Annotated in this window: 35 protein-coding genes; 11 read left to right on the plus strand and 24 right to left on the minus strand. The window is 63.6% G+C overall.

The window, feature by feature from the left end; translation table 11 throughout:
* Nucleotides 1–5 precede the first annotated feature (5 nt).
* The gene (locus tag V1283_RS32880; RefSeq protein WP_334390768.1) at nucleotides 6–659 is read right to left on the minus strand and encodes a glutathione S-transferase family protein; all 654 of its coding nucleotides are present in this window, start codon (nucleotides 657–659) and stop codon (nucleotides 6–8) included.
* Nucleotides 660–721: 62 nt separating this feature from the next.
* A complete protein-coding gene (locus V1283_RS32885; protein ID WP_334390769.1) occupies nucleotides 722–1,273 on the minus strand; it encodes a dihydrofolate reductase family protein in 552 nt (183 codons plus the stop codon).
* 116 nt (nucleotides 1,274–1,389) lie between these two features.
* Here V1283_RS32885 and V1283_RS32890 point away from each other — a divergent pair, with 116 nt between their 5' ends.
* Both V1283_RS32890 and V1283_RS32895 read left to right on the plus strand, forming a co-directional pair.
* Complete coding sequence (locus V1283_RS32890; RefSeq protein WP_334390770.1) at nucleotides 1,390–1,896, plus strand: winged helix-turn-helix transcriptional regulator; 507 nt, start codon at nucleotides 1,390–1,392, stop codon at nucleotides 1,894–1,896.
* Between the two features lie 30 nt (nucleotides 1,897–1,926).
* Nucleotides 1,927–2,727, plus strand: a complete 801-nt coding sequence (locus V1283_RS32895; protein ID WP_334390771.1) for a trypsin-like peptidase domain-containing protein — start codon at nucleotides 1,927–1,929, stop codon at nucleotides 2,725–2,727.
* Between the two features lie 19 nt (nucleotides 2,728–2,746).
* Here V1283_RS32895 and V1283_RS32900 read toward each other — a convergent pair whose 3' ends face one another.
* On the minus strand, nucleotides 2,747–2,995 hold the full coding sequence (locus tag V1283_RS32900) for a cupin domain-containing protein (protein ID WP_334390772.1): 249 nt from the start codon (nucleotides 2,993–2,995) through the stop codon (nucleotides 2,747–2,749).
* 273 nt (nucleotides 2,996–3,268) lie between these two features.
* Between V1283_RS32900 and V1283_RS32905 the strand changes: the two genes are divergently transcribed.
* From V1283_RS32905 to V1283_RS32915, 3 genes are all read left to right on the plus strand, one after another.
* Nucleotides 3,269–4,057, plus strand: a complete 789-nt coding sequence (locus V1283_RS32905) for an SDR family NAD(P)-dependent oxidoreductase (RefSeq protein WP_334390773.1) — start codon at nucleotides 3,269–3,271, stop codon at nucleotides 4,055–4,057.
* Nucleotides 4,058–4,331: 274 nt separating this feature from the next.
* Nucleotides 4,332–4,625 carry a hypothetical protein gene (locus V1283_RS32910; RefSeq protein ID WP_334390774.1) on the plus strand — a complete coding sequence of 98 codons (294 nt, stop codon included), beginning with the start codon at nucleotides 4,332–4,334 and terminating at the stop codon, nucleotides 4,623–4,625.
* Between the two features lie 120 nt (nucleotides 4,626–4,745).
* Nucleotides 4,746–5,048: a hypothetical protein gene (locus V1283_RS32915; protein WP_334390775.1), complete on the plus strand. Its 303-nt coding sequence runs from the start codon at nucleotides 4,746–4,748 to the stop codon at nucleotides 5,046–5,048.
* Between the two features lie 93 nt (nucleotides 5,049–5,141).
* Here the strand turns inward: V1283_RS32915 and V1283_RS32920 are convergent, their stop codons facing one another.
* Both V1283_RS32920 and cobS read right to left on the minus strand, forming a co-directional pair.
* Nucleotides 5,142–5,723, minus strand: coding sequence for a histidine phosphatase family protein (locus V1283_RS32920; RefSeq protein WP_334390776.1), 582 nt, complete (start codon nucleotides 5,721–5,723; stop codon nucleotides 5,142–5,144).
* A complete protein-coding gene (gene cobS / locus V1283_RS32925) occupies nucleotides 5,720–6,478 on the minus strand; it encodes an adenosylcobinamide-GDP ribazoletransferase (protein ID WP_334390777.1) in 759 nt (252 codons plus the stop codon). Before cobS ends, V1283_RS32920 begins: the two co-directional genes overlap by 4 nt.
* 195 nt (nucleotides 6,479–6,673) lie before the next feature.
* Here cobS and cobT point away from each other — a divergent pair, with 195 nt between their 5' ends.
* Together cobT and V1283_RS32935 are read left to right on the plus strand one after the other, a co-directional pair.
* Complete coding sequence (gene cobT, locus V1283_RS32930; protein WP_334390778.1) at nucleotides 6,674–7,690, plus strand: nicotinate-nucleotide--dimethylbenzimidazole phosphoribosyltransferase; 1,017 nt, start codon at nucleotides 6,674–6,676, stop codon at nucleotides 7,688–7,690.
* 64 nt (nucleotides 7,691–7,754) lie between these two features.
* Nucleotides 7,755–8,192: a hypothetical protein gene (locus V1283_RS32935; RefSeq protein WP_334390779.1), complete on the plus strand. Its 438-nt coding sequence runs from the start codon at nucleotides 7,755–7,757 to the stop codon at nucleotides 8,190–8,192.
* A gap of 148 nt (nucleotides 8,193–8,340) precedes the next feature.
* Here the strand turns inward: V1283_RS32935 and V1283_RS32940 are convergent, their stop codons facing one another.
* The 7 genes from V1283_RS32940 to V1283_RS32970 all read right to left on the minus strand — a co-directional run bounded on the left by V1283_RS32940 (nucleotide 8,341) and on the right by V1283_RS32970 (nucleotide 12,439).
* On the minus strand, nucleotides 8,341–8,754 hold the full coding sequence (locus V1283_RS32940; protein ID WP_334390780.1) for a VOC family protein: 414 nt from the start codon (nucleotides 8,752–8,754) through the stop codon (nucleotides 8,341–8,343).
* 133 nt (nucleotides 8,755–8,887) lie between these two features.
* Nucleotides 8,888–9,424: an SRPBCC family protein gene (locus V1283_RS32945; RefSeq protein WP_334390781.1), complete on the minus strand. Its 537-nt coding sequence runs from the start codon at nucleotides 9,422–9,424 to the stop codon at nucleotides 8,888–8,890.
* Between the two features lie 37 nt (nucleotides 9,425–9,461).
* Entirely contained in the window at nucleotides 9,462–9,872 is a 411-nt protein-coding gene (locus V1283_RS32950; RefSeq protein WP_334390782.1) for a DoxX family protein, read from the minus strand.
* Nucleotides 9,873–10,190: 318 nt separating this feature from the next.
* On the minus strand, nucleotides 10,191–11,462 hold the full coding sequence (locus tag V1283_RS32955) for an RNA polymerase sigma factor (protein ID WP_334390783.1): 1,272 nt from the start codon (nucleotides 11,460–11,462) through the stop codon (nucleotides 10,191–10,193).
* On the minus strand, nucleotides 11,459–11,827 hold the full coding sequence (locus V1283_RS32960) for a YciI family protein (RefSeq protein WP_334390784.1): 369 nt from the start codon (nucleotides 11,825–11,827) through the stop codon (nucleotides 11,459–11,461). Before V1283_RS32960 ends, V1283_RS32955 begins: the two co-directional genes overlap by 4 nt.
* A 91-nt stretch (nucleotides 11,828–11,918) precedes the next feature.
* Nucleotides 11,919–12,134, minus strand: coding sequence for a hypothetical protein (locus tag V1283_RS32965; RefSeq protein ID WP_334390785.1), 216 nt, complete (start codon nucleotides 12,132–12,134; stop codon nucleotides 11,919–11,921).
* Complete coding sequence (locus V1283_RS32970) at nucleotides 12,131–12,439, minus strand: hypothetical protein (RefSeq protein ID WP_334390786.1); 309 nt, start codon at nucleotides 12,437–12,439, stop codon at nucleotides 12,131–12,133. Before V1283_RS32970 ends, V1283_RS32965 begins: the two co-directional genes overlap by 4 nt.
* A 98-nt stretch (nucleotides 12,440–12,537) precedes the next feature.
* On the opposite strand from V1283_RS32970, the gene V1283_RS32975 reads away from it, so the two are divergent.
* Complete coding sequence (locus V1283_RS32975) at nucleotides 12,538–13,503, plus strand: 2-hydroxyacid dehydrogenase (RefSeq protein ID WP_334390787.1); 966 nt, start codon at nucleotides 12,538–12,540, stop codon at nucleotides 13,501–13,503.
* On the opposite strand, the gene V1283_RS32980 is transcribed toward V1283_RS32975, so the two are convergent.
* Together V1283_RS32980 and V1283_RS32985 are read right to left on the minus strand one after the other, a co-directional pair.
* A complete protein-coding gene (locus V1283_RS32980; protein WP_334390788.1) occupies nucleotides 13,500–14,888 on the minus strand; it encodes an MFS transporter in 1,389 nt (462 codons plus the stop codon). The genes V1283_RS32975 and V1283_RS32980 overlap by 4 nt on opposite strands.
* A gap of 17 nt (nucleotides 14,889–14,905) precedes the next feature.
* Entirely contained in the window at nucleotides 14,906–15,928 is a 1,023-nt protein-coding gene (locus V1283_RS32985; RefSeq protein WP_334390789.1) for an MBL fold metallo-hydrolase, read from the minus strand.
* A 252-nt stretch (nucleotides 15,929–16,180) separates the two neighbouring features.
* Here V1283_RS32985 and V1283_RS32990 point away from each other — a divergent pair, with 252 nt between their 5' ends.
* Both V1283_RS32990 and V1283_RS32995 read left to right on the plus strand, forming a co-directional pair.
* Nucleotides 16,181–17,443: an MFS transporter gene (locus V1283_RS32990; protein WP_334390790.1), complete on the plus strand. Its 1,263-nt coding sequence runs from the start codon at nucleotides 16,181–16,183 to the stop codon at nucleotides 17,441–17,443.
* A gap of 94 nt (nucleotides 17,444–17,537) precedes the next feature.
* On the plus strand, nucleotides 17,538–17,999 hold the full coding sequence (locus V1283_RS32995; protein ID WP_334390791.1) for a hypothetical protein: 462 nt from the start codon (nucleotides 17,538–17,540) through the stop codon (nucleotides 17,997–17,999).
* A gap of 4 nt (nucleotides 18,000–18,003) precedes the next feature.
* Here the strand turns inward: V1283_RS32995 and V1283_RS33000 are convergent, their stop codons facing one another.
* Nucleotides 18,004–18,663, minus strand: a complete 660-nt coding sequence (locus V1283_RS33000; RefSeq protein ID WP_334390792.1) for a TetR/AcrR family transcriptional regulator — start codon at nucleotides 18,661–18,663, stop codon at nucleotides 18,004–18,006.
* Between the two features lie 108 nt (nucleotides 18,664–18,771).
* On the opposite strand from V1283_RS33000, the gene V1283_RS33005 reads away from it, so the two are divergent.
* Nucleotides 18,772–19,416 carry a glutathione binding-like protein gene (locus V1283_RS33005; RefSeq protein WP_334390793.1) on the plus strand — a complete coding sequence of 215 codons (645 nt, stop codon included), beginning with the start codon at nucleotides 18,772–18,774 and terminating at the stop codon, nucleotides 19,414–19,416.
* Between the two features lie 161 nt (nucleotides 19,417–19,577).
* Here the strand turns inward: V1283_RS33005 and V1283_RS33010 are convergent, their stop codons facing one another.
* The 9 genes from V1283_RS33010 to ruvC form a co-directional block, all read right to left on the minus strand.
* On the minus strand, nucleotides 19,578–20,144 hold the full coding sequence (locus V1283_RS33010) for a TetR/AcrR family transcriptional regulator (protein WP_334390794.1): 567 nt from the start codon (nucleotides 20,142–20,144) through the stop codon (nucleotides 19,578–19,580).
* 4 nt (nucleotides 20,145–20,148) lie between these two features.
* Complete coding sequence (locus V1283_RS33015; protein ID WP_334390795.1) at nucleotides 20,149–20,616, minus strand: nuclear transport factor 2 family protein; 468 nt, start codon at nucleotides 20,614–20,616, stop codon at nucleotides 20,149–20,151.
* A gap of 67 nt (nucleotides 20,617–20,683) precedes the next feature.
* Nucleotides 20,684–21,139, minus strand: coding sequence for a tol-pal system-associated acyl-CoA thioesterase (gene ybgC / locus V1283_RS33020; protein ID WP_334390796.1), 456 nt, complete (start codon nucleotides 21,137–21,139; stop codon nucleotides 20,684–20,686).
* 76 nt (nucleotides 21,140–21,215) lie between these two features.
* Nucleotides 21,216–22,127 carry a metallophosphoesterase gene (locus V1283_RS33025; RefSeq protein ID WP_334390797.1) on the minus strand — a complete coding sequence of 304 codons (912 nt, stop codon included), beginning with the start codon at nucleotides 22,125–22,127 and terminating at the stop codon, nucleotides 21,216–21,218.
* 94 nt (nucleotides 22,128–22,221) lie between these two features.
* Nucleotides 22,222–23,091, minus strand: a complete 870-nt coding sequence (locus V1283_RS33030) for a DUF6869 domain-containing protein (protein ID WP_334390798.1) — start codon at nucleotides 23,089–23,091, stop codon at nucleotides 22,222–22,224.
* Between the two features lie 87 nt (nucleotides 23,092–23,178).
* Nucleotides 23,179–24,228: a Holliday junction branch migration DNA helicase RuvB gene (gene ruvB, locus V1283_RS33035; protein WP_334390799.1), complete on the minus strand. Its 1,050-nt coding sequence runs from the start codon at nucleotides 24,226–24,228 to the stop codon at nucleotides 23,179–23,181.
* Nucleotides 24,225–24,644, minus strand: a complete 420-nt coding sequence (locus V1283_RS33040) for a cytidine deaminase (RefSeq protein WP_334390800.1) — start codon at nucleotides 24,642–24,644, stop codon at nucleotides 24,225–24,227. The genes ruvB and V1283_RS33040 overlap by 4 nt, the downstream gene beginning before the upstream one ends.
* A gap of 48 nt (nucleotides 24,645–24,692) precedes the next feature.
* Nucleotides 24,693–25,310 carry a Holliday junction branch migration protein RuvA gene (gene ruvA, locus V1283_RS33045; protein ID WP_334390801.1) on the minus strand — a complete coding sequence of 206 codons (618 nt, stop codon included), beginning with the start codon at nucleotides 25,308–25,310 and terminating at the stop codon, nucleotides 24,693–24,695.
* Nucleotides 25,307–25,834 (minus strand): crossover junction endodeoxyribonuclease RuvC, encoded by a 528-nt coding sequence (gene ruvC / locus V1283_RS33050; RefSeq protein WP_334390802.1) that lies wholly within the window; start codon nucleotides 25,832–25,834, stop codon nucleotides 25,307–25,309. The genes ruvA and ruvC overlap by 4 nt, the downstream gene beginning before the upstream one ends.
* Nucleotides 25,835–25,955 lie beyond the last annotated feature (121 nt).

Genomic DNA, 25,955 nt, shown 5'->3' on the forward strand with positions numbered 1-25,955 from the left:
CTCCCTCAGGACTCTTTCGGCACCATCTGGAAATACGGCTCCGCCTCGCTGCGCACGCGCGCGAACGAGGGACGCGCCTTCAGCCGCTCGAAATAGGCCGCAAGGTTCTTCTGCGTTTCCTCGAACGGCACCACCATGCTGCCGTAGAACAGCGTCGGCGCGGCGGCGCAATCGGCGAGGCTGAAATCCTCGCCCATCGCCCAGCCACCATTTGCCATCTGCTGCTCGATCATGGCGTAGGATATCCGCAATTGCGCGCGGGCTTCCTCGACGCCGAGCGGATCCTTTTTGTCCACCGGCCGCATCCGGTCCAACATGATCTTCTGCATCGGCAGATGCACATAGAGATCGTAGAAGCGGTCGCGCAGCCGGGTCTGCAAGGCGCGAGCGGGATCATCCGGGATGAACCGCGTCTGGCCGCGATAGTTCCGGTCGAGATATTCGACGATGATGCTGGATTCCGGCACGGTCTCGTTCCGCGCCTCGTCGCGCAGCACCGGAAACTTGCCTATTCCCCACAGCTTCACCAGCGCGGCGCGCTCGGCGGGATTGCCGAGATTGACCAGGTTCGGCGTGAACGGAATGTCGTTCTCGTACAGCCCAATCAACGCCTTCCAGCAGTACGAGGCCAGCGGGTGGAAATACAGGGTGAGCGACATGGAAAAACTCCCGGTGTAACAAGACGGCCGGCATTCGCATGCGCCGACATTTGAGCCAAAGATTATTTTGCCGCTGATGGCACGTAGCGCAGGATCACGATGCCGGTCGACAATGGCCGGCTGTCGATCAGCTTCAGCCTGAGCTTTTCGCCCGGCTTGAACAACGGCGTTCCGCCGCCGAGAATGACCGGGTTCACCGCGATGCGGAACTCGTCGATCAATCCGTGCGGGATCAGGTGTGATGCGAGATCGGCGCTGCCGAACAGGAAAATATCCTTGGTGCAGTCGCGCTTCAGCCGGGCGACGGTCTCGGGGACGTCGGCGCTGAACAGCTGCGTGTTGTTCCAATCGGATTTCTTCACCGTGCGGGAGAAGACGTATTTCGGCGCGGCATTCATGAAGTCGGCGATTTCGCCGGTCTCGCTCGGCCAGTGATTTGCCATCAGTTCGTAAGTGACCCGGCCGAACAGCAATCCGCCGGCAGCATTCAACTGCTCGATCGACAATTGCTCCAGCTCCTCGCCCCAGACGTCCAAATGCCAGGAAATGTCGCGGTTCGGACCTTCGACGAAACCGTCCAGCGTCATCAGATTCCACATGATCAACTTCGCCATCGCGGCACCTCCCTCAAACTGATTGCGTTTTGCAACTGGTTGTATCCTGAGACAACCGGTGCAATATTGCAAGCAGTTTTTTTGAGGGCGCCTGACCGCCCCGTCTGGAACCGAACATGACCGACACCAGCCGCTCCGGCTGCCCGATCAATCTCTCGCTGGAAGTGCTCGGCGATAAATGGAGCCTCTTGATCATCCGCGACATGATGTTCGGCAACCGGCGGCATTTTCGCGAGCTGCTGACCAAGTCCGAGGAAGGCATCTCCTCCAACATTCTCGCCGACCGGCTGAAAACCCTGCTCGACGAAAAGATCATCACCCGCGAGGACGATCCCACGCACAAGCAGAAGGGAATCTATTCGCTGACGGAACAGGGCATCGAGCTGTTGCCGGTTCTCGCGCAGATGGCGGCCTGGGGTTACAAATATCTTCCCGTCAGCGAGGAACTCGGCATTCGCGCGCGGCTGCTCAGCGAGGGCGGCGCGAAGATGTGGGCGGAGTTCATGGACGAATTGCGCGAGAGCCATCTCGGCGTGAAGCGGCGCAGGCGAACGGGCCCGTCGGTCGGCGAGCGGCTGCAGGCGGCTTATGAGAAGGTGGTAATGAAGAGGGTGCAGCCTTGAGCCGACACCATTGCGGAAGCAGGCAATTGGATGAATTTGAATGATCTCTATGTGAAGATTCGACGCGCGACTGCTCACACTCTTGTTTTGCAAGATGGCGAGAAGATCAGCGAGGGAAGTGGATTTTGCTTTCTCCCAACCGGCGAGGTTCTAACAGCCGCACACACGATAGCAGGAGGGTTTCCCGTTCGGGATGGAGAGGTAGATAGTCCAAATAGAAGGATTGTGGTGCGCCTGTTTGAGCAAAATATAGATATGATCTACAAGCCGGCCGTCTGTCCTATCCAAATCTCATTTCAGAGCCTAAGTATCAAGCCACTCCAACTAGATATCGCAATAATCGTCCCGGCTGAATCATCACCACAGACGAAATTCGAACATCTTGTGGCGGATACGAACCCGGTTCTACTCGGTGACGAGATGTACTTTGGAGGTTACTCGGACGAGGTGGAATTTCCCTTCGCATTCGATCGCAATATCGACAGTGCCGTAGAGGGCATGGACGCATTTCGCCGTCAATTTGGCCATGGGATTAAGAGACTCATGGCAGGACCTATGATTAAACACGGGACAGTTGGCAACGTTGTATTGGCGACTGCTGGGTTCAGCGGGGCGGACTTATTGAACGTGACGGCATTCTATCTTGATAACCAGATTCATTCTGGCGCCAGCGGCGGTCCAATTGTATCTCGTCAAGGGAGAGCCAAAGGCATCATCTTAAGTCGCTCGCTAACGACGGCCGGTCAAGAAGACGGGGCAAATCTTCAGGTGCCGTCCGGATCTACTTGGGGGATTTCATTAGACGTACTTAAAACACTACAGAAAAAATAGCTGCGAGCGAAGGGACTACTTAGTGTCCGCTTTGCTCACCTGATTCACGCGCAATAGCCACATACGAGCCCCATCTTCTTACTATCTCCGCCGCGCCCTCCATCGTCGCCTCGAACACCGGCGACGCCAGGACGGCATGGATGTGCAGCGTCGCGGTGCCGCAATTGCGGAAGCAGTGCTGGCGGTGCGCTGGCACGATCAGCAACTGGCCGGCCATCACGGTCACGCGCTGCCCGTCCAGCCACATTTCGGCCTCGCCCTCGCGCACCGTCAGCACCTCCTCGACGCGGGGTGCGAATGGGTCGGCGCGCCGGCGCCGGGCGCGACCCATTGCTCGAAGATACAGAGCTGCTCGGCGCCGTTAGCCGCCGAAACCGCCATGCGGGTTTCGACGCCCGGTCGCCATAGCTCCAACAGTCTCTCCTTGGGATCGTTGACTTTCCCGCAAACACACCCTTTCGTCCGCCTGACACCACGGGGCAGCAAAGCAGACGCCTTGCCTCCGTGCCAGCAAAACAACGAACCGCCAACGGACCCGCCCATGCCCCCGTCCCCGCAAAAGATTGCTCTCGTCACCGGCGCCGCGCGCGGCATCGGGCTTGCGACGGCGAAACGCTTTCTCGCCGAGGGCTGGCAAGTGGCGCTTCTCGACATCGAGGGCGAACTGCTGCGCGGCGCGGTCGCGGGCCTCGCCGACCCCGATCATACGCTGGCGCTGCATTGCGACGTCTCCGATGCCAAGGCGGTGGCGATCGCGATGGCGTCCGTGAGCGCGCGCTTCGGCCGGCTCGACGCGCTGGTCAACAATGCCGGCATCGCGGTATTCGCGCCTTTGCTCGACACCTCGGATGAAGACTGGAGTCGCATCCTGCAGGTCAACCTCACCGGGCCGTTTATCTGCACCAAGGCGGCGGCGCCCCTGATGCGCGAACATGGCGGCGGCGCGATCGTTAACATCACCTCGATCTCGGCGGTGCGCGCCTCCACGCTGCGCTCGGCCTACGGCACCAGCAAAGCCGGGCTCGCGCATCTGACCAAACAGCTCGCGGTCGAACTGGCTTCGCTGGGCATTCGCGTCAACGCGGTGGCGCCCGGCCCGGTCGAGACCGCGATGGCGAAGCAGGTGCATACGCCGGAAATCCGCGCCGATTATCACGACGCCATTCCGCTCAATCGTTACGGCCTCGAGGAGGAACTGGCGGAAGCGATCTTCTTCCTGTGCAGCGATCGTTCGAGCTACATCACTGGGCAGGTCCTCGCCGTCGACGGCGGTTTTGATGCCGCCGGCATCGGCCTGCCGACGCTGCGCGGCCATCGGCGGAACGGCTAGTTCTTCCTCGCTCTTCCCCGCGAGTGGGGCGAGGGAAACGCGGCAAGCAAAATTGCCGGTGCATAATCTGTTCTGATCGAATCAGACCCGGAGCTCCAGGCTCTTGATTTGACGTGTTTTCTTCACGCAACCCCGAATCCATTCGCTCGAAAGCGCCAGGGCGCCGTTCGCTGGCGCAGCGTGACCTTCACGTCGCCAACGCTTAGGTTGTGCGAGCGCGGCGATGGTCCGGCGCCCTGCCTAACTTCACACCGGATCGCGGGAGTGACGTGTCATGTCGGGAATGCTCATCAACTTGATTATCCAGATCGTCAGTGGCGCCATCGGCGGCAATGTCGCAGGCGGCGCAGCCAAGAACATCGATCTTGGCACGCTTGGGAATACCATCGCGGGCGCCATCGGCGGTGGTGCCGGTGGGCAGTTGCTCGGCATGCTGATTCCGCTGCTGGCCAATAGCGCCTCGACGCCTGATATCGGCAGCATCATCGGCCAAGTCGCCGGTGGCGGCGTCGCCGGTGCCGTTCTCACCGCGATCGTCGGCGCCATCAAGAACAGGGCGGCGGCCTGAACGATCCGCGATTACGCGCCTGCATAATTGGCAGCGGACATCTGCAGGAATCGCATTTGTCCGCCGGCGGCTGCGACTGTATAAACCGGTTGCTTCTTCTCATGACTTGAAGAGGCTCTTATGAACGACCTACACACGTGGCTTTCGCAACAGCACCACGGCCTGCGGACCTTCCGCACCTTTCAGCAAAAACTCGACGATCTGAGCAACGGTGCCCCCGGGCAACGCGCCATGTGCCGGCTGCTGAAGGGTATCGTCGGCAGCTACATCGATACCTTCGATGAGGAACCTTTGCCCGTCGCGGTCGCGGACCGCGCCTACCAACGTCTGCTCGATGCGGTGGCCGGCCTCGATTTCGACGGAACTGCCGACCGGCGGTTGGCCGACATCAACCGCGTCGCCGCGCTGGATTTGCGCCACTAGAACTTCGGTTCTGATTGAATCAGAACCGAAGCCCTGGATTTTGCTTTGGCGCGTTTTCTTGACGCGAACCCGAATCCACTTCGCTTGAAAACCCTATTGGTCTTTCCAGCGCTGGTTGACCGCACCCACGCGCCAACCTTCCGCAAGCCGATCGACACGCGTCAACGACAGCGGATCAATCACGAAGCGTAGCGCCTGCTCGGGCGCAAGATCGAGCGCGATGGCGAGCACGGCGCGGATGGTGCCGGAATGCACGACGAGGATCGCCTCGCCCGCCGGGAGAAGCGCAAGCCCAGCGCTCGCGCGCGCGATCTGATCGACAAAACTTTCGCCGCCGGGCGGCCGGTTGCTCGCGGGCGCTTTCCAGAATTCGAGATAGGCCGCCGGGCCAAGTTCGCGCTCGAGTTCGTGGTGGCGCCGTCCGGTCCACGCGCCAAAATCCTGTTCGCGAAAGTCGGCCTGTTCGACCGCAACGAGCCCCAGCCTCTCGGCGGTCTCCCGCGTGCGGCGCGCCGGGCTGCACACCGCAAATGCGCTTCCCGGCAATCGTGCCTTCAGCGCGGCAAAGGCTGTGGCATCGCCGAGATCGGCCGGCGCGTCGGGGCCATGAATTACCCCGCGCGGTCCGTCGACCGGCGCGTGGCGGATCAGCCAGAGATTTGTCGGGACATTCATGGCTGCGCCAGCCGCGCGGCGAGCAGGACGAGGATCGCGGTCTCGGCCACCTGCTCGGCGCCGCCGAGCACGTCGCCGGTCTGGCCGCCGATCTGCCGCAGCGCCAGCCACGCGACGGCGAACCCGCTCAGGCCCGCCAGCACCGCCGCGTAGAACGCGTTGCTCCATGACAGCGACAACAGCGCGATCAGCAGCGCCAGCCCGCCGGCGATGGCCGCTGTCGCCGCATCGGGCTGGCCGGCATTGCGGGCCAACCCATCCTTGCGCGCATAGGGCAGGTTCAACGACATCGCAGGCAACACGCCGCGCGCCAGCGCGTGCGCGGCGATCAGGCTCGGGACGACATGGCTGTCCGGAATCGCCGCGAGCGCGGACAGTTTTGCGGCAAAGCTCACCAGCAGGATCATGGCGCCGTAGGTGCCGAGCCGGCTGTCGCGCATGATCTCAAGCTTCGATTCGAAATTGCGGCCGCCGCCGAATCCATCGGCGACGTCGGCAAGGCCGTCTTCGTGCAGTGCGCCTGTCATGATGGCGCTGCCGCCCAGCGCCAGCGCCGCCGCAGCAAGATCAGGCACGCCGATCGATCGCAGGCCGAGACACAGCAATCCCACCGCGGCGCCGATCAGCGCGCCGACCACCGGGAACATCCGGTGCGCGCGCACGAAATTCTGCGGCATCGCGCCATCGGGATGCGGCATCGGCAGCCGCGTCAGGAACGCGACGGCGGTTTTGAAATCGTTGAACCATTCATTCATGGAGATGTCCGGAGAATCGGTCTGGAGCGGGATGACTATTCTTCGAATCGTCATCCCGCTCTATCCTTCTTTTTTTGAGCATGATCTCCGGGCAAAGCGTTCCGCGTTTGTCTCGAGGGAAAACCGGTTTCCACTTTTCCGGATCATGCTCTAGCGTGCGCCCCCGCCCTACGAGAGTATAGCAACGAGAATCGCATGCAGTTCGACAGTCTAGACGACATCCGCGCCTTCTGTCGCGACCTGCCCGGCGGCGATCAGCGATTCGCTGACATCGCCGCCCGGCGGCAACAGAATCTGACAAAACCGCCGGGAAGCCTCGGCCGCCTCGAAGAACTCGCGATATGGCTGGCGCAATGGCAGGGCCGCGAGATGCCGCAGCTTGAGCGCGTCACCATCGCCGTCTTTGCCGGCAATCACGGCGTCGCTTCGCGCGGCGTCTCGGCCTACCCGCAGGCCGTCACCGCGCAGATGGTGGCGAATTTTGCCGGAGGCGGCGCGGCCATCAATCAGATCGCAAAAACCGCTGCCGCCGAGCTTCGCGTGGTGCCGATCGAACTCGAACGTCCCACGCGCGATTTCACCGAGGCCGCGGCGATGAGCACGGACGAATTTCTCGAAGCGATCGATGCCGGATATCGCACCGTGCCCGACGATTGCGATCTGCTGGCGCTCGGCGAGATGGGCATCGCGAACACGACGACGGCGGCAACGCTCTGCGCGGCCCTGCTTGGCGGCGGCGCGGCGCGCTGGGCCGGCCGCGGCACCGGCGTCGACGATGACGGGCTGGCGCGCAAGCGCGCGGCGATCGAGACCGCGCTGCATTTCCATCGCGGCATTTTGGGCGACCCGCTGGCAGTGGCGGCAGCCCTTGGCGGCCGCGAGCTTGCGGCGATCGCCGGCGCCGTGCTCGCCGCGCGGCAGCATAAAGTTCCCGTGCTGCTCGACGGTTTCGTGGCGACATCAGCGGTGCTACCGCTGGCGCGGCTCGATCGAGGAGCGCTCGATCATTGCCGCGCCGGGCACGTCTCGGCCGAATCCGGCCACCGCGATCTCTTGCACGAGCTCAAGCTGCCTCCGCTGCTCGACCTCGACATGCGGCTCGGCGAGGCGTCAGGCGCTGCCGTCGCGATCCTGTTGGCCCGCGCCGCGCTGGCCTGCCATGCCGGGATGGCGACATTCGCGGAGGCCGGCGTCTCCGGCGCGGAAGATTGACGAAACCTTGCCACATATCTCAGCGTAACTGGCCGGCAGGGCAGTCCTGACGAGGGAGCCGCGCATGCCGATGGCGGTCATCAAGGTAGCCGTAGTTGCTGCCGCGTTATGCGCGGCGATCGTGCCCGTGCGGGCCGAGGTACGCATTCTTGCGAGCCCGGGCGGCCAGGTCGGACCGTTTATCGAGCTGTTCGATCAGGTGCGCCAATCCGGCGAGCGGGTGGTGATCGACGGACCATGCCTGTCGGCCTGCACGCTGGTGCTGATGACGATACCGGAGGAGCGCATCTGCGTGACCCGCCGCGCGGTGCTGGGATTTCATGCCGCGCGGTCGATCGACCGCCGCGGCCGGACGTACGCCGAACCGGAAGCCTCGCGGGCGGTGCAGGAAGCCTATCCGGCGCCGGTGCGCGACTGGATCAGGCGCCGCGGCGGATTGACGTCGCGGCTATTACTGTTGCGCGGGCGCGAACTCGCCGCGATCTATCCGCGGTGCAGGTAGGAGTTCGCAGGGTGGGCAAAGGGGCACCTGGCGCCGCGCCCACCAATCCTTGAGCCGACAAGGATGGTGGGCACGCTTCCGCCTTCGCTCGTTGAGCTACGGCGGACAAGTCGCTTTGCCTACCCTACGGCGGCTCGACGCGCCGCCGTCACATGTCTTCCTTCGGGCAATTCACCATCCAGGGAATGCCGAACTTGTCGACGCACATGCCGAAGCCGTTGGAGAAGAAGGTCTTGCCGAACGGCATCCGCACTGTGCCACCCTCGGCGAGTGCGTTGAAGCGGCGTTCGGCCTCCGCGGGATCCTCGACCGCGAGTGCGACCGAAAAGCCCTGCGGCTGATGGTAATCGCCAGGCGTGGCGTCGGACGCCATCAGCACCTCGCCGTCGATGGTAATGCGGGCGTGCATGAGCTTGGTCTTCCAGTCCGGCGGGACCGGCATATCGGCGGGCCCGTCGCCATATGGCATCTTCGCCTCGATCTGCGCGCCGAGCGCCTTTTGATAATAGTTCAGCGCTTCCTCGCAATTGCCGTTGTAGAACAGATAGGGATTGACCTGCATCGCTGTCTCCTTGGGTTATCAATCGGTATCGATCGCGTTCCTGGATGCTGCGCAGCGCGCTAGCGGTGCTGGTCCGGGGTCCATCCGGGTCCCGGCTCTGCGTCGCATCCGGCACACGATAAAGTAGTGACGCTCACTTCTCGGTGATCGTCTTCAGATTGGCGAGACCGGCTTCGAAATCCTTTCCGATCATGTTGTCCAGATTCATAAACACCTGGATCAACCTGGACATGAAATTCGCCGGACCATGCATCAGCCATGTGACATGGGTGCCATCGCCCTGCGGCAGCATTGTGAACTCGGCGGTGTTGTGGCCTTCGAACGGCTTGAAGAAATCGAGATTGATGACGATTTTCGACGGCGCCGAGACATCGAGAATCTCCATGCGGCCGGAACCGACATTCTTGTCGCCGTCCCAGGCATAGACTGCGCCCCTGCCGCGCTCCGCACCGCTATAGGTGCGCTTCATCGCCGGATCCTTCTGCTCGTAGGGTGACCAGGTCACCCACTGGTGAAAGTCGGAGATCAGCGAAAAGATCCGCTCCGGCGGCGCATTGATGCCGACCGAACGCTGCACGCGCAGCGTCGTCGGCTTGGTCGCGGCGAGAATGAGGACGGCGGCGATGGCAACCGCCAATATGACGGCGATAATGACAAGGACTTCAGACATGACTGGCTCCGTATTCGTGAACGATCGTTGAAGCAGATCAGCGGCGGAACGGGATCAAGCTGCGTACGTTCTTGTCGCGCAGCCACAGCCCGCCCCACACCATCAGGCCGAGATAAAGCCCGAACAGCGTGTGCGTGAACAGGGGGCTGCCGATCCGCACATGCGAGGCCATGGCGCCGCCGAGATAGCCGGTGAGCAGAATCGCGCCGAGGATCGAGGTCGGCGGAATGGAATAGAGCACGGTGCAGACGATGGTGATGAGGCCGAGGCTCCGCGCCATCGTTTCACTCGAACCATAGCCCATTCGGCCCATGGTTTCGGTAACGATCGGCCACGGCACCAGCTTGATGGCGCCGTCGATCATCAGGAACACGATGACGAGGCCAGAGAGGATGCGGCCGGTCCAGCGTGCCGGCCTGGAGGCCGGGGTCTCGGTGATCGTTGTCATGATGCTCTCCGTGTCGTCTTGAATGGCTGCTCGGTTTCAAGACGAAGGACGGGAGAGAAATCCGACAGGGAGAGCGAAAATTTTCGATGGTGCCCGCTTCTTCCCTTCTCCCCTTGTGGGAGAAGGTGGCATAGGCGGCCGTCGGCCGCCTACTTAGAAAAGGACGCCGATGCTTTGCACCGGCTATGGACGCGAAGCGGCGGCGAGACGGATGAGGGGTCTGCCTCCGCGGAGAGCACCCCTCATCCGGCGCGCTTCGCACACCACCTTCTCCCACAAGGGGAGAAGGAAGGAAGCAAGAAGGAAGAAAAAAGAAAGCTACTTCCCAGCCTTCTTGCCGCGGGGCTGGCTGTCGCGCTGCAGGCGGTCGAGGTGCATGCGGATGTGGGCGGCTTCGGCCGAGGTGTTCGCCAGCGCGATGGCGCGGTCGAAGGCGGTGCGCGCCTCGTCGTTGCGGCCGAGCTGCATCAGGAAGGCGCCACGCACGCCGAAGAAATGAAAATAGTTCGACAGCCGCGCCGCCAGTGGCTCGATCATGTCGAGCGCAGCCTGTGGTCCCTTCACCTTGGAGACGGCAACGGCGCGGTTCAGCGTCACCACCGGCGACGGCTGCATGATCTCGAGCGCGCCGTAGAGCAGGTCGATCTGGGTCCAGTCGGTATCTTCAGGTTTTTCGGCGCGGGCGTGCAGCGCCGCGATCGCGGCCTGCACTTGATACGGCCCGCTGCGGCGATGGCGCATCGCCTTGTCGATCAGCGCCAGCCCCTCGGCGATGAGAGACTTGTTCCATAGCGAGCGATCCTGATCGTCGAGCAGGATCACCGCGCCATCGGCGTCGAAGCGGGCCGCGGCGCGTGCATGCTGGATCAGCAGCAACGCGGTCAGCCCCATGATCTCGGGCTCGCTCTGGAACAGCCGCAGCAACAGCCGCGCCAGGCGAATCGCCTCCTCGCACAGCGGGCTGCGAATCTCGGCGGTATCGCCTGAAGCCGAATAGCCCTCGTTGAAGATCAGGTAGATCATGGCGGCGACGGAGGTGAGGCGTTCGGAGCGCTCCACCGCGCCCGGCGTTTCGAACGGCACATCGGCGTCGGCGACCCGAGCCTTCGCCCGCGTGATGCGCTGCTCCATCGCGGCTTCCGAGACCAGGAAGGCGCGCGCGATCTGCTTCACGGTCAGGCCTGAGACGATGCGCAGCGCGAGCGCGATCTGCTGCGTCGCCGGCAGGTCCGGATGGCAGCAGATGAACAACAGGCGCAGAATGTCGTCGCGGTAGTGCGAGCCGTCGAGACGCTCGGCAATCCGTTCCTCGGCGTCATCGAGATCGGAGATCGCCTCGTCCTCGGGCAGCGCCTCCTGCTTCTTGCTTCGCCTGAGATCGTCGATCGCGACATTGCGCCCGACCATGATCAGCCACGCCGCGGGATCGCGCGGCGGGCCGTTCTGCGGCCAGCTCTTCAACGCACGCAGGCAGGCGTTCTGAAACGCCTCCTCGGCGGTGTCGAGGTTGCGGAAATAGCGCAGCAGCGCGCCGACCGCCTGGGGACGAGCCGAAGCCAGCGCGGCATCGATCCAGGCGGAGTCGGTCACGACGGCACACTCCCCGGGCGGAGCAGGCCAACGGGCCGGATCTCGTAGGCCCCGCCGGGATTGGCCGCGCCGAGATCGCGCGCGACGTCGACCGCTTCGTCGAGATTTTTGCAGTCGACGACATAAAAGCCGAGCAATTGTTCCTTGGTTTCGGCATAGGGGCCGTCAAGCACCAGCGGCGGATCGTCCTTGCGCAGCGTGGTCGCCGCCGTGGTCGGCAGCAGCCGCGCCACCGGACCGAGCCGGCCCTGCCTGGCGAGCTTGTCCTGCACGACGGCAAGCTTCTGCATGACCTCGGCGTCCTGTTCCTTGGTCCAGGAGCCGACGGTGTCTTCGTCGTGATAGCAGAGGATAGCGTAAAGCATGAGGGCTGGCATCTCCGTTGTCTTGATGACGAACGATTATGCCCTCAGCCGACAGGTGCGTCGAAGAAATTTTGGACCGGCCCCTTGCCAGTCAGGGACCGATGATCGGAGCCGGCGGCGGATTGAAGTGCCGGTAGGTGTGAACGACCACCTTGGAACAAAGGCTGCACATGACGAGAACCAGGAAGATGATCTTCATCTTTGTCCGGAAAGTCTCGATCCAGCTGCGGCCGGCGACGCGGTGACGGTTCCGCCAGGTAAAGCCCAGCGCGACCACCGCCACCGCGATGATAACAGCCTGTATCACCAGGAGATGCCATATGCGGCGGCGATCCGGCGCGCCTGCCGCTCGTGGGTCTCGCGCAGGCTCGTCCTCGAGCGGTAGGCCTGCGTGCTGGCGGCCTGCCTGCTGTAGGTCTGGTTGCTGTAGGCTGGCTTCCTGGGGGTTTGCGGCTCCACGACGGCAGATGGCGTGGCGACAGGTGTCGCCGGGGCAGGTGCTGCGGCTGCCACCGGCGCATCGTTCTCGGCCGGCACCCGATCGATGCGCTCAGCGGCCTGCGCCGAGACGGAAGCGAGAGCGAAAGCAGCGATGATGACCAATTTGCGCACTTGAAGTCTCCCTTGTTGGATGAAAGGAGGCTAGACAAACGGTTCGATCCACGATGTGAGGCGGGTCACACCGGGTCAGGCGTGCGAAAGGAATGGCAATGAACGAAGGTGCGCTCGCCCTGCTGGTGCACGGCGGCAGTGAAAACTGGTCGTCGCAGCGCTGGAAAGCCCGCTTCGACGAGGTCTGCCCGGACCGCCGCATACTGATGTTGCCGGATGCCTCGTTCGATCCGGCCGAGGTGCACTACGCCGCGGTGTGGAAGCCGCGTCCCGGCGACCTCGCCGCCTTCCCCAACCTGAAAGTCATCTTCAATCTCGGCGCCGGTGTCGATGCGCTGATGGTGGACCGCTCTTTGCCCGACGTGCCGCTGGTGCGCGTGGCCGTCACCGACCTCACCGCGCGGATGACCGAATATGTCGCGCTGCATGTGCTGATGCACCACCGGCAGGAACTCTATTTGCGGGAGTCGCAACGGGCCAAGCGCTGGGCGCCGAAAATGCAATGGGCGGCGGGCGCGATCTCGGTCGGCATCATGGGACTGGGCACACTTGGGGCTGACGCGGCCGACGCGCTCAAGCGCCTGGGCTTTCGCGTCGCAGGCTGGAGCCGCAGCCCAAGGGCGATCGACGGCGTCGATTGCTTTCACGGCGAAGCGCAGTTCGAGGCATTCCTGCGGCGGACCGACATCCTGGTCTGCTTGCTGCCGTTGACGCCGGAGACGCGGCACATTCTCAATCGCGCCCTGTTTGAGAAGCTGAATCGCAAAAGTCCACTCGGCGCGCCGGTGCTGATCAATGCCGGCCGCGGAGCCTTGCAAAACGAAGCCGACATCCTGCAATGCCTCGACGACGGCACGCTCGGTGGCGCCTCGCTCGACGTCTACGCCACCGAGCCGCTGCCCGTGGACAGCCCGTTCTGGACCCACCCAAAAGTGGTGCTGACCCCGCACAACGCCGCCGACACCGATCCCGACGAGATATCCAAATACGTCGCACAGCAGATCGCGCGCTTCGAGGCCGGCGGCGCGCTGGAGAATGTGGTGGACCGTAACCGGGGATATTAGGAGGCGCCGATCCTGCGGGATGAAAATGCCAATAGTCCGGCAGCGGCAAACGCCAGCAAGGCGGCAAGTTGAAACGTCTGGTGGAAGGCTTCGAGGAAGCTGTGGTTTTGTTGCAAGATTTCGAACACCATCAGGACAATCGAAGCGGCGGTCACGGTGCCCAGCGTTCGCGTCAGCAGCACAAGACTGCCGGCAACGCCGCGATCCATGAGCGGCAGCGCGGCGGTGACGATATCCGAATAGGCAAGCTGGAACAGGCCAAGGCCGATGCCCTGCACGACGAGCCCGGCGACCCGCAGGGCCGTCGGAGTTTCCTCTGTCCACGCGCTGAGCAACAGAAGACCGGCGCCAATCGCTGCGGCGCCCGCAATCGCCAGCCGCTCGGCGGAAATGTATCGCCCGATGAGGCGACCGCCGATCGGCGCGGCCAGCACCGCCCCTGCCGCAGCCGCAGCCAGGATGGCGCCGCTCTCGGTCAGCGCATAGCCGGGAACGCGCGTCAGAAAGTAGGGCACCAACAGCCAGACCGAGAAGGCCGCGAGATTGGCCAGCACGCTGACGAGATTGAGCAACGCAAAACCCGGCAGCTTAAGAACTTCGATGGCGATGATCGGTCGCGCGGCGCGTGACTCGCGGGCAATAAAGGCAGCAAAAGCCGCGGCGGACAGCAGGGCGAACCAGACAGCGGAGAATTCGCGAAGGCGGTTAAGCGCCAACAGCATCGTCACCAGGCCCAGAACCAGCGCGATGCCACCCACGACGTCGAAGCGATCGCCTGCCCGGTGCGGCGGCGATACCGGCAGGCCGCGCAACAGCAACAACGCCGCGACAGCGATGGGAATTCGGAACCAGAACACCGCCGGCCAATCCCAGATGGTCGTCAAGGTACCGCCGAGCAGAGGACCCAGCATCAATCCGAACGCCATCATCATCGTGTAGATGCCGAGCGCCCGGCTGCGCCGTTCCTCGCCATAGAGCGATGTCACCAGCGCCGTACCGCAGCTCAGCACCAGTGCCGCGCCCACGCCCTGCAAGCAGCGGAAAAACAGCATCGCACCGTAGCTGGGCGAACAACTGACGAGCAGCAGCGCCACTGCGCTCCAGACCAGGCCGATCCGGAAAACGATCGCGTGACCGACGGTGTCGCCGACGCGCCCGAGCGCCAACAACAGACTGGCGTAGGTCAATACGTAGCAAATGACGACCCACTGGATGTCGCCGATCGTGAGATCGAACCCCCGCGTGATGGAGGGGAAGGCAATATTCACCGACGTATCGAGCTGCGCGGTGGCCGTGCCCAGCCCGATCATGGCGACCTGCCACCCTTTCGAGCGGAACAGGCCGGTTGATACATTGGGGGGATCGGGCTCGGTAGCGGAAGGCACGCTGAAACCTGCCGATCTCACACCGGTGCGAAGGTAATCGCGCCGTCGGCATCGACATCGCGCGTCAGCCGCCCGATCGAGGCCAGCATGTTCAGATGCGCAAGCGACTCGCCGAACGCCTGGCGCGGATTGGCGTACAACACGCGCGGGAACACTTCCTGCGCCAGCGCAAATGCGCTGGTTTTTCCTGTGATGACGGAGGCGACGTCGCCGAGCCGGGCCAGATGGTGCTCGCGCAGCTGAGCGAGCCGGTCATGAAGCCCGCGAAATGGAAGGCCGTGGGACGGCAGCACCAGCGTGTCCGGCGGCAGCGTCCCGAGCCGCGCCAGCGAATCAAGATACTCCTTCAACGGGTTGGCCTCCGGCTGAGCCGAGGGCGTAATCACCGATGGTGTCATGTGCGACAGGACCTGATCGCCCGAGATCAATATCTTGTCGCTTTCGCAATAGAACAGCGCATGTTCAACCGAATGGCCACCTGCGGTGATCACCCGCCACTCGCGCTGGCCCATGGCGAACAGATCGCCGTCCCGAATGCGAATGAATTCCCGCGGCGGCCGCAGGCCGAGAAATGTCGACCGTCGCTGGGCTCCCATGATCTGGGCGGCTTCATCGTCGGAGGCACCGTTGCGCTTCACGAAGGCGGCGAAGTGTTCGTCCGGCCCCTCCTCGCGCTCGTGCCACATCTTCCACGCGTTGAGCCATTCGGCCAACGGCAGGCGCACCGCGCATTTCGTTTCCTTTACAAAATAAGCAGCAAGGCCGAAATGATCGAGATGCGCATGCGTGAAAGTGAGGTTCTGCAAGGGACGACTGCGCAGCAGTCCGCGCCATAGCTTGTCCCAGATCTCGAACGTGTCGTCGGTGTTCAGGCCGCAGTCGACCAGCGTCCACCCCGGACCGTTATCGAGCAGCCAGCAATTGACGTGATTGGGCGCCGTCGGCACCGGCAGCCGTACCCAGAACAGCCCCGGCAGGACATCCGTCAATTCGCCATAGGCCGGCGGCCGCTGGACCGTGAATTTCAGATCATCGGTCATCTCTGTCCCCCCATCCCACGCCTGCATGCATTCAGGCCGGCGCCCCGGCTTGAACATCGATTGTGAACTTACGCGATTTGATCAGCCCATCAACGCCAGCGAGACTGTTATGCCCTCCACGCAGGCCCACACAGCAAAAGTATTCTCCTTTTGGCTTGAGCAGCAGCCGTTTTTCCTCGACAACGTCAGGCGTCGCTGCGCGCGCCCCGGCACCGCCGCGGCATCCCGAGACCTGTTGGGCAAGAACAAATAATGGATGCGCTGAATCCCCAATCCGGACTCAAGCCGGAAGCTGATCCGGAACTGGAGTTGAACCGGCGCACCCGTCGCAATCTCCTGCTGCTCACCTGCTGCCAGGCCGTCGGCCAATCCTGCAACACCATGATGTTTGCGGCCACGGGACTGTCCGTCATCACCTTCTATCATCATCCTGAGTTCGCCAACCTGCCGGTCACGATGCAGCATCTCGGCGTGATGATCTGGGTGTTTCCGGCTGCGCTGCTGATGCAGCGAATCGGCCGGAGCATCGGCTTCCGCGTCGGCTCGCTGTTCGGCATGGCGGGCGCAACCGTGATGTGCATCGGGTTGTACACCGCCAACTTCCTCATCATGTGCGGCGGCGGTCTCATCCTCGGCTATGCGGTAGCTTGCCTGCAGATGTACCGCTTCGCCGCCGCGGAACTGGTGCCGCTTCACTACCGCGCCAAGGCGATTTCATGGGTGACCGCCGGCGGCGTCGCGGCCGCCGTGATCGGGCCCAGCCTGGTGCGCGTGACGCACGATCTGACGATGCCGCTCTATCTTGCGACCTATGCGGCCATTTTCGGCCTGCATCTCATCGTTTTCACGATCATGTCTTTCATCAGCTTCCCGTCGGTCGCATCCTCTGCGCCGACCGCAAGTCAGGCCGAGGCCATCGCACCGCCACGTCCGCTGTGGGAAATTGCGAGCCAGCCGCGTTTCATCGCATCGGCGATGGCCGGCATGCTGGCGTTCGGCACGATGTCCTTCATCATGAGCGCGTCGCCGCTGGCCATCGTCGGCTGTGGATTTCCGCATTCAGAGGCCCACTGGGTCATCTTCATGCATGTGCTTGGCATGTTCGTGCCGTCCTTCTTCACCGGCAATCTGATCAACCGGTTCGGCGCCACGACGGTGATGGCCTGGGGCGTTGTGCTGATGCTGGCCGGCGTCGTCGCGGCGCTCTCCGGCTTGACCGAATGGAATTTCCGGATCGCCCTCACCGTCAACGGCATTGGCTGGAACTTCCTGTTCGTCGGCGCCACCACGCTGGTGACGACTTGTTACCGCCCGAACGAGCGCGGCAAATCCCAGGCGCTTAACGACTTGCTGGTCTTCAGTACGACCGCCACGTCGAGCTTCATGGCGGGCTTTCTGCAGGATCGGTGGGGCTGGCAACCGCTCAACTGGTTTTCGGTGCTGCTGATGCTGGCCGCTGCCTGTGCTGTCTTGTGGCTTCGCAACCAGCGCCCATCGTTGAGCGCAGCTCACTGATCAATTGCGAGCGAGCGTATTGAGCCCTGCACTTCTTGACGCGTCTGCGCATGATATGATCGCAGGTATCGTGTAGGCGAGATGCAGGCAACCTATGTGGAAAACGCTTTGGCAGAAGTGGACCATCGACAAGCCGGCCGCGCTTGGCGATTGGCTGTGGGATGTTTTTGTTGTGCAACTGGCCGCGTTCCTGGACAGGCTGACGTTGCGAAAAGTCATCGCCTTCATCCCCGTCATTATTCTTATCTGGGCTTACTCCCATAGAATCCCGGTTTCCCCCGCATTGATGCTGGTCGGCGATTTGCTGGCCTACATCGACATCTTCTCGATGTTATTCCTGCTCGGCGTTCTCAGCCGTATCGAGACAATCTCGTTCATGATGAAGCAGGCAACAGCGCGCGCCGCCCGATTGGTAAGCGGCCTGCTGGAGGGGGTGCAACGGCTGGATTTCCGACACCGGCGCGAAGGCGGTGTCAGGAATCGGCGACGATTGACCAAGCGAGCTGCCGACGACGAGGACAGACATGTCGTCATTCATGGCGTCGCATGGGCTTAGGACACTATTTCGTCGCCCCGACCATCACATCGAGCGCGCCGTTGACGATGGCCTCCAATTCCTTGCGCGGCGTCTGCGCGCGGGCGCGGATAGCGATGGTGTGGATGGTGGCGGAGGCGAGCTGGGCCAAAACGACCGGATCGGCGCTTTCGGGCAATTCGCCTTTCTCCTTGCCCCGCCGGAAACAGGCCGCAAAGGCCTTGTCGAGTTCGACAAAACCTTCCAGCACCATGGCGCGGATATCGGGGTCATGCACCGCCTCGGAGGCTGCGGTCATCACCGTGAAACAGCCGCGCGGACCGAATTCGCCGGACAGATAGATATCGAGCGCTACCGCATAGATCCGCTCCAGTCGCCGGCGGATCGGTAACTCGTTGCGGAAGATGTCGCCCATGGCGGTACGCGCATCCTCGCGGTAGCGGCGGTAGCTCTTGATGAACAGCTCACGCTTGTCGCCGAACGCGCCGTAAAGGCTAGGCCGGTTCATGCCGGTGGCGGCGGAGAGGTCGTCCAGCGAGGTCGCGGCAAAACCATCCCGGCGGAACAGATCGAGCGCCTTGCCGAGCGCGACCTCCGGCTGGTAGGCGCGCGGCCGGCCGCGGCGCTTGGGCGGCACGGGGTCGTCGATCCTTGCCGCGGGCGGCTTTTTACTTTTTTGTACCATTTCGCAATAAATTCCTTGACCGCGCCTATATTATGCGGAACAGTATAAAAATCAATCCCGTCCGCCCTGAACGCCGGCCCGATTGATCAACCGCCAAGGAGGCAACCCATGGATCTTTATTTCTCGCCGCTCGCCTGCTCGCTGGCGACACGGATTGCGCTGTACGAAGCCGGCGCTGAGGCCAACTATCTCGAGGTCGATCCCAAGACCAAGGTGGTGCAGAAGGACGGCTCGGATTTTCGCGCGGTCAACCCGCTCGGGCTGGTGCCGACGCTGCGCACCGACGACGGGATGGTGCTGACGGAGAACGCGGCGATCCTGCAATATGTCGCCGACCGCTTTCCGAAAGCCGGCATCTCGGCGGCATCAAACACGGAGCGCAGCCGCCTGCATCAGTGGCTCTGCTTCATCGGCACCGAACTGCATAAGGCGCTGTTCGTGCCGCTGCTCGACAAGACGGCGCCGGCCGAAGCGAAGACCTATGCATTGACCAAGAATCTGTCGCGGCTCGATTATCTCGAGAACTACCTGAAGGGCCGCGAATTCCTGCTCGATCACTTCAGCGTGGCCGATGCCTATCTCGTCACCATCATCAACTGGACGATGGCAACGCCGCCGGTCGAGCTGGCGAAATGGCCTGTCGTGAAGGCCTATTACGAGCGGCTGCGCGCCCGCCCCAGCATCGCCAAGGCGATCGCCGAGGAGTTCGAGATGTACAAGGCCGAACTCGCGCGCCACAAGGCGGCGGCGTAGGCGATATCTCTCAACACGTCGTCCCGGCGAACGCCGGGACCCATACCGCGGGATGGATCATTAGGGCAGTCTGCGCGATGCTCTTCGCAAAACTGCTGCCTGTGGCTATGGGTCCCGGATCGCGCTTCGCTTGTCCGGGACGACAGTGGATGGACGGAACGTCAGACTGGCGGCGCCAGCAACCGCGCCGTCAGATCGTTCAACGCCCGACGAAATATCCCGGCGTCGTTGCGCGCCCGTGCCAGCACCAGCGCACCCTGAATGGTCAACAGCGCATCCTCGGCACGCCGCTGCGCCTGGCCCTTGCTCAACCCTGATCGCCGCAGCAGTGACGCCAGCGCGACCTGCCAGCGCGCAAAATAACCATCGACTGCTTCGGCAAACGTGTCACGCGCCGCGCCAAGTGCCACCAGTCCGACCAGACAGACGCGATCACCGGAATCAAAATACCGGTCGACGCCCGCGATCATCGCAGCGATCGCGCGCGCGGGATCGGAGGCCTCGCGCAAGGGCGCATAAATGTTGAACTCGAACCAGCCGTCGATGTCGGCCAGCACCTCGGCGGCCATCTGCTCTTTCCCGCCGGGAAACAGATGATACAGGCTGCCCTTGCCGAGCCCGGTGGCTTCCGTGATCAGCGTCAGCGAGGCGCCCTCATAGCCATGCGCGCGAAACACCTCGCCGAGCGCGCGCAGCACGTCCCTGCGCTCGACGCCCTTCTTCAGCATCGCGTCACAGCGCGGTATCGCTTAAGCCCGCAACGTCGGCCGGACGCGGCCCCGGGGCCGGCCAGTGGAAGCGCCGCTCGCTTTCCTTGATGGCAATATCGTTGATGCTGGCCTCGCGCCGCCGCATCAGGCCGTGCTCGTCGAACTCCCATTGCTCGTTGCCGTAGGAGCGATGCCACTGCCCGGCATCGTCGTGCCATTCATACTGGAAGCGCACCGCGATGCGGTTCTGATCGAACGCCCAGAGATCCTTGATCAGGCGATAGTCATGCTCCTTCGCCCATTTGCGGGTGAGGAATGCGACGATCGCATCGCGGCCTTCAAAGAATTCGGAGCGGTTACGCCAGCGGCTGTCCTCGGTATAGGCCAGCGACACCTTGACCGGATCGCGCGAATTCCAGGCGTCTTCCGCCATGCGCGCCTTCTGGGCGGCGGTTTCGCGGGTGAAGGGCGGCAGCGGCGGACGCGACATGACGTTTCTCCGGGTTTGCGATCCCGAGACATTGTACCGATCGGTACAGAGAGTCAACCGGCCAGAATCAATCCGGAGCCAGATCGGCCTTCATCAACTGCCGCAGCGATTTCGGGATTGGCTGCGCTCTGCCCTCGCAGATGAAGGCGACGCGCACCGCGGCCTTCACAAGCACGTCGTCGCCGCGCCGTACTTCCTGCGCCAGCGTGATCGAGGCGCCCTTTACGGCGATCGGCCATGTCACGACGTCGAGCACGTCGTCCATCCGCGCGGGGCGCAGGAAGTCGAGTTGCATCGAGCGCACCACGAAAGCAAAACCCGGCGTCTCCTCCTGCGCCTGCTCGAACAGCGTGTGCTGCTCGGCGCCCATCAGCCGCAGATGATTGGTGCGCCCGCGCTCCATGAAACGCAGATAATTGGCGTGATAGACGATGCCGGAAAAATCAGTGTCCTCGTAATAGACGCGGACCTGCATGTGATGGCGGCCGTCGCGGATCTCGCCGTCGAGAATGGGTGATGTCACTTGCAGTCCCTGATCGCGCTGGAGAGCAGTGGTTTTGCGCAAAATCAGCCCGGCACGCAAGCGCAACGAGGTTCCGCTACGCCACCGCCGGCCTTGCCGCCCCCAGCGTCACCAGCACGATTTCCGGGGGAACGCCGAGGCGGAACGGCATGATGCTGCAGCCGAGGCCGCCGGAGACCACGACGTCGCAGTTCATGCGGATGTGACCATAGGCGAGCTGCTGTCCGGACGGCGAAATCGGCGACCAGCCCAGCATGCGCACCTGACCACCATGGGTATGACCGGAGAGCTGCAGCGCCACGCGCGAGGGCACGCGCCTCGCTACGTCGGGCTCATGCGCCATCAGAACCACCGGCGCGGCGTCGGTGACCTTCGCCAGCGTGGCGCCGAGATCGTCGACGCCGATGCGCCTGAGCGGCCTGAAGCGGCGCGCCGGCATATAGGCGAGCTGGTCGCCGAGACCGGCCAGCCAGAACGAGTGGCCATTCTTGCTGAGTTTCTTCGCGTCGTTTTCGTAAACCGGAATACCAACGGCTTCCAACGCGCGGCCGGCGATCGGCAGTCCCTGCCCCTCGCGCTGCACTTCCTTGTCTTCCCACCAATCGTGATTGCCGAGCACGGCGTGCACGCCAAGCGGCGCCTTCAGGCCGGCGAGCACCCGCGCCCACTCGCTGGCGGGAATGAAGCGCGTCACCTTGCGATGTCCGGCCACATAGTCGCCGAGCATGACGACCATATCCGGCTTGAGCGCATTGGTGCGTTCGACAATCGCGTGGATATGATCGAGCGACATCCAGGGATCGCAGGCATGGAGGTCGGCGATCGCGGCGATCCTGAGCTCGAGCCCTGCCGGCCATTGCGGCGGTGAGATGTTGTACCGCGCGACGTGAAGCCGCAGGATCGGGGCGCTGAATCCGTAGGCGGTGGTCGAAACGCCCAGCGCGCCCAATCCACCGATGGCTTTCAGAAAATGACGGCGTGTTAACATGTGATCCAATCGTGATGCATCGCGACCATGGTGGCGGATTGAGCCTGAATTGCGGTGGGTTTGTGCAGATCGTCAGCAGGGCTCCAGCAGCTTCTCACCAGCGGTTCCACCCCGCCAGCGCATCCAGACGCGCCCTCAATTCATCAGGCGCGCGGTAATACCAGACGCCGCCGAGCAGATCATGGAAACGCTTGTTGACCGACGCTTCGCGCTCGATGCGGTCGATGGTCTCCATGCTGATGACGTCTTCGAGCGGACCGGCGGCGAGCAGCGACAGCATCACCGGATTGGTCTCGATCTTCAGGATCTCGACGATCAAGTCGATCGCCTTGTCGGGATCCTCCTCGCGCAGGTCACGCTCGTAATCCATCATCACGAAGAAATTATCGTCGCGGTCGCGTTCGGATTTCGAATGCTGATCGATCCAGGCGCGCGCCAGTTGCGCCACCGACATGGCCTCGCATTCAAGCGGATGCTTCGGCGTCCGGCGCGCGAGATCGTCGGCGCGCCAGCCCCTGCTGTCGGCAATCGCCTCGATGCGGCGCTTGAACGGCTCATCGGGCCCGAAATGAATCCCGCCCAGCAGCCAGCGCAACCCGGCATTTTGCTTCGCCTCGGTTTCGATCCGTCCGGCCACGGCGGCGCCATGCGCATAGAGCAGCGACAGCATGAACTTGTCGTTGAGCTGCATCACGGTCGGCTTGTCGGACTCAGAACGCAGCACTTCGAGCGCGAGATCGAACGCGCGGTCCGGCCGCTTGTGCGGCAGATGGTCGAAATAGAGAATCGCCGACCAGGCGGCGCCCGTCTGGTCGCGCCGGCTCAGGCGCTGCAGCGCGCCCCACATCGAGGCGAGCTCGGCGACCGGCATGGCGTCGAGGAAGCTTTCGGTATCGTCGGGTGTCGCCAGTTCCGGTGCCGCCGCAATGAGGGCGAGCATGTCGGCGGCTTCGGTCGAACCCATAGTGCACTCCACGGCAAGCAGCCGGCGCGGAAGCGCGCCTGGCATTTGCCCCTTAGTGCATCGCTGCAAGGATCGGGTTCGAAGCGATCAATCGTCGCTGTCGCTGTTGCCGAACAGGCCGAATTGCGCGGGATCGCGCGCCGGTTCCGCGAGGCCGAGATGGCGGAAGGCATGCGAGGTCAGAAGCCTGCCGCGCGGGGTGCGCTGCAGATAGCCGCACTGGATCAGGAACGGCTCGATGATGTCCTCGATGGCGTCGCGCGGCTCCGACAGCGCCGCCGCCATGGTCTCGACGCCGACCGGCCCGCCGCCGTAGTTCAGCGCGATGGTCGTGAGATAGCGCCGGTCCATGGCGTCGAGGCCGGCGGCATCGACCTCCAGCGCGCTTAGCGCGTGGTCGGCGATGGCGCGGTCGACGGAGCTTGCGTCCGCGGCGGAGGCAAAGTCGCGCACGCGGCGCAGCAGGCGGCCGGCAATGCGCGGCGTGCCGCGGGCGCGGCGCGCGATCTCGTTGGCGCCGTCAGGCGTCATGCCGATATTGAGCACACGCGCGCCGCGGGTGACGATCTTCTCCAGCTCTTCCTCGGTATAGAAATTCAGGCGAACCGGAATGCCAAAGCGGTCGCGCAGCGGATTGGTCAACAGCCCTGCCCGCGTGGTGGCGCCGACGAGCGTAAACTTTGCGAGATCGATCTTCACCGATCGCGCGGCCGGCCCCTCGCCGATGATGAGGTCGAGCTGGAAATCTTCCATCGCGGGATAGAGCACTTCCTCGACCGCCGGGCTGAGGCGATGGATTTCGTCGATGAACAGGACGTCGCGCTCTTCGAGATTGGTCAGCAGCGCGGCGAGATCGCCGGCTTTTGCAATGACCGGGCCTGAGGTAGCGCGAAAGCCGACGCCGAGTTCGCGCGCCACGATCTGCGCCAGCGTGGTCTTGCCGAGTCCGGGTGGACCGACAAACAGCACATGATCCAGCGCCTCGTTACGTTTGCGCGCGGCCTCGATGAAGATCGAGAGATTCTTGCGCGCCTGCGCCTGACCGACGAATTCGGACAGTAGTTGCGGCCGCAGCGCGGTGTCGCCGACATCGTCGGAACGGCGCTCGGGCGTGACGATGCGGGAGGGCGTGTTCACTCGCTGCCCCGCTTGTACTTGTTGGGCAGGAGTTCGCCGATGCTCACGACCTTCGGCGCACGGCCGTTGTCGGGGACGATGACCCGCGCGTTGGCGTCGTAGTCGTGGATCAGCTCGCGACAGATGCCGCAGGGCGAGACCACCGCGATCTTGCCGGGCTCACCGGGTTTGGGGTGACGCACGGCGACGATGGTTTCGATGCCGTGGTCGCCGTTTTCGGTGATGGCGCGGCCGATGGCAATCGCTTCGGCGCACACCGCGATCCGGCCGATATAGGCGTCGATATTCACGCCGGTGACGATACGGCCGTCGCGGGTGCGCATGGCGGCGCCGACCTCCTGCCAGTCATCGCGATAGCGCTGGCTGATGGCTTCGGTGGCGACAGCGATCAGTTCCTGGTCCTTTTTGCTCAGCATGGTGGAGAATGCATTCCTTGGTCAGTCGGTGGCCCAGCCGACGGCAGTCTATTTCGACAATTCCTTCAGGCCCAGCCGAATAAGCTGCGCCGTCTCTGCCTTCTCACCAGCACTACGCGAGGCCGCGGCAATCGCGGCGGCGGCCTGCGGCTGGCCATAGCCGAGATTGACCAGCGCGGAGATCGCATCGGTGACCGGGCGCGGCGCGCGGTGGTCGTCGAGCGCGCCGGCAAGATGCACCACGGCCGGATCGACATTGGCAAACGCCGGCGCCTTGTCCTTCAATTCAGAGACGATGCGCTCGGCGACTTTCGGGCCGACCCCGGGCGTGCGCGACACCGCGGCCTTGTCGCGCAGCGCGATGGCATTGGCGAGTTCGGCCGGCGGCAGCGTCGACAGCACGGCGAGCGCGACCTTGGCGCCGACGCCCTGCACGGTCTGCAGCAGGCGGAACCATTCGCGCTCGGTATCGGTGCGGAAGCCGAACAGCTTTATCTGGTCCTCGCGGACATAGGTCTCGATCGACAGCACCGCGGCCTCGCCGGGCGACGACAGCGCCTGCAGCGTGCGCGAGGAGCAATGCACCTGATAGCCGACGCCGCCGACGTCAAGGATCACGTAGTCCTCGCCGTAGGAATCGATCAGGCCTTTGAGCTTGCCGATCATAGGCTCGCCACCTTCAGCCGCAGCGCCACGCCCTGGCGGTGATGCGCGTGCGTGATCGCGATCGCCAGCGCGTCGGCGGCATCGGCGGATTTCGGCTCGGCCTTCGGCAGCAGGATCTTCAGCATCACCGCGATCTGGTTCTTGTCGGCATGTCCCGCGCCGACCACGGTCTTCTTGACCTGGTTGGGCGCATATTCCGCGACCGATATGCCGAACATCGCGGGCCCGAGCATGGCAACGCCCCTCGCCTGGCCGAGTTTCAGCGTGGCGACGCCGTCCTTGTTGACAAACGTCTGCTCGACCGCGGCTTCCGCCGGCCTGAAATCGCCGAGCACGGCGGCGAGCCCTTCATGGATCGCCAGGAGGCGGCTGGCCAGCGGCAGGTCATCCGGCGGCTCCACCGAACCGCAGCCGATGAAGACGAGCCGGTTGCCCTCGGTCTCGATCACGCCCCAGCCGGTGCGGCGCAGGCCGGGGTCGATGCCGATGATCCGGACGGGTTGGCGAATCGGTGGGGGTGTCATGGCCTAGTGATAACGCGAGAAGGAGGCAATCGAAATAGCAACCGGGCCGTCATCAACCGTGAAGCCGCCGCTCGACCAGAGCAACGCAGCGTTCATCGGGGTGCAAAAATGGTGCGGTTTC

The organism is Bradyrhizobium sp. AZCC 2262 (assembly GCF_036924535.1).
Lineage (GTDB): Bacteria > Pseudomonadota > Alphaproteobacteria > Rhizobiales > Xanthobacteraceae > Bradyrhizobium.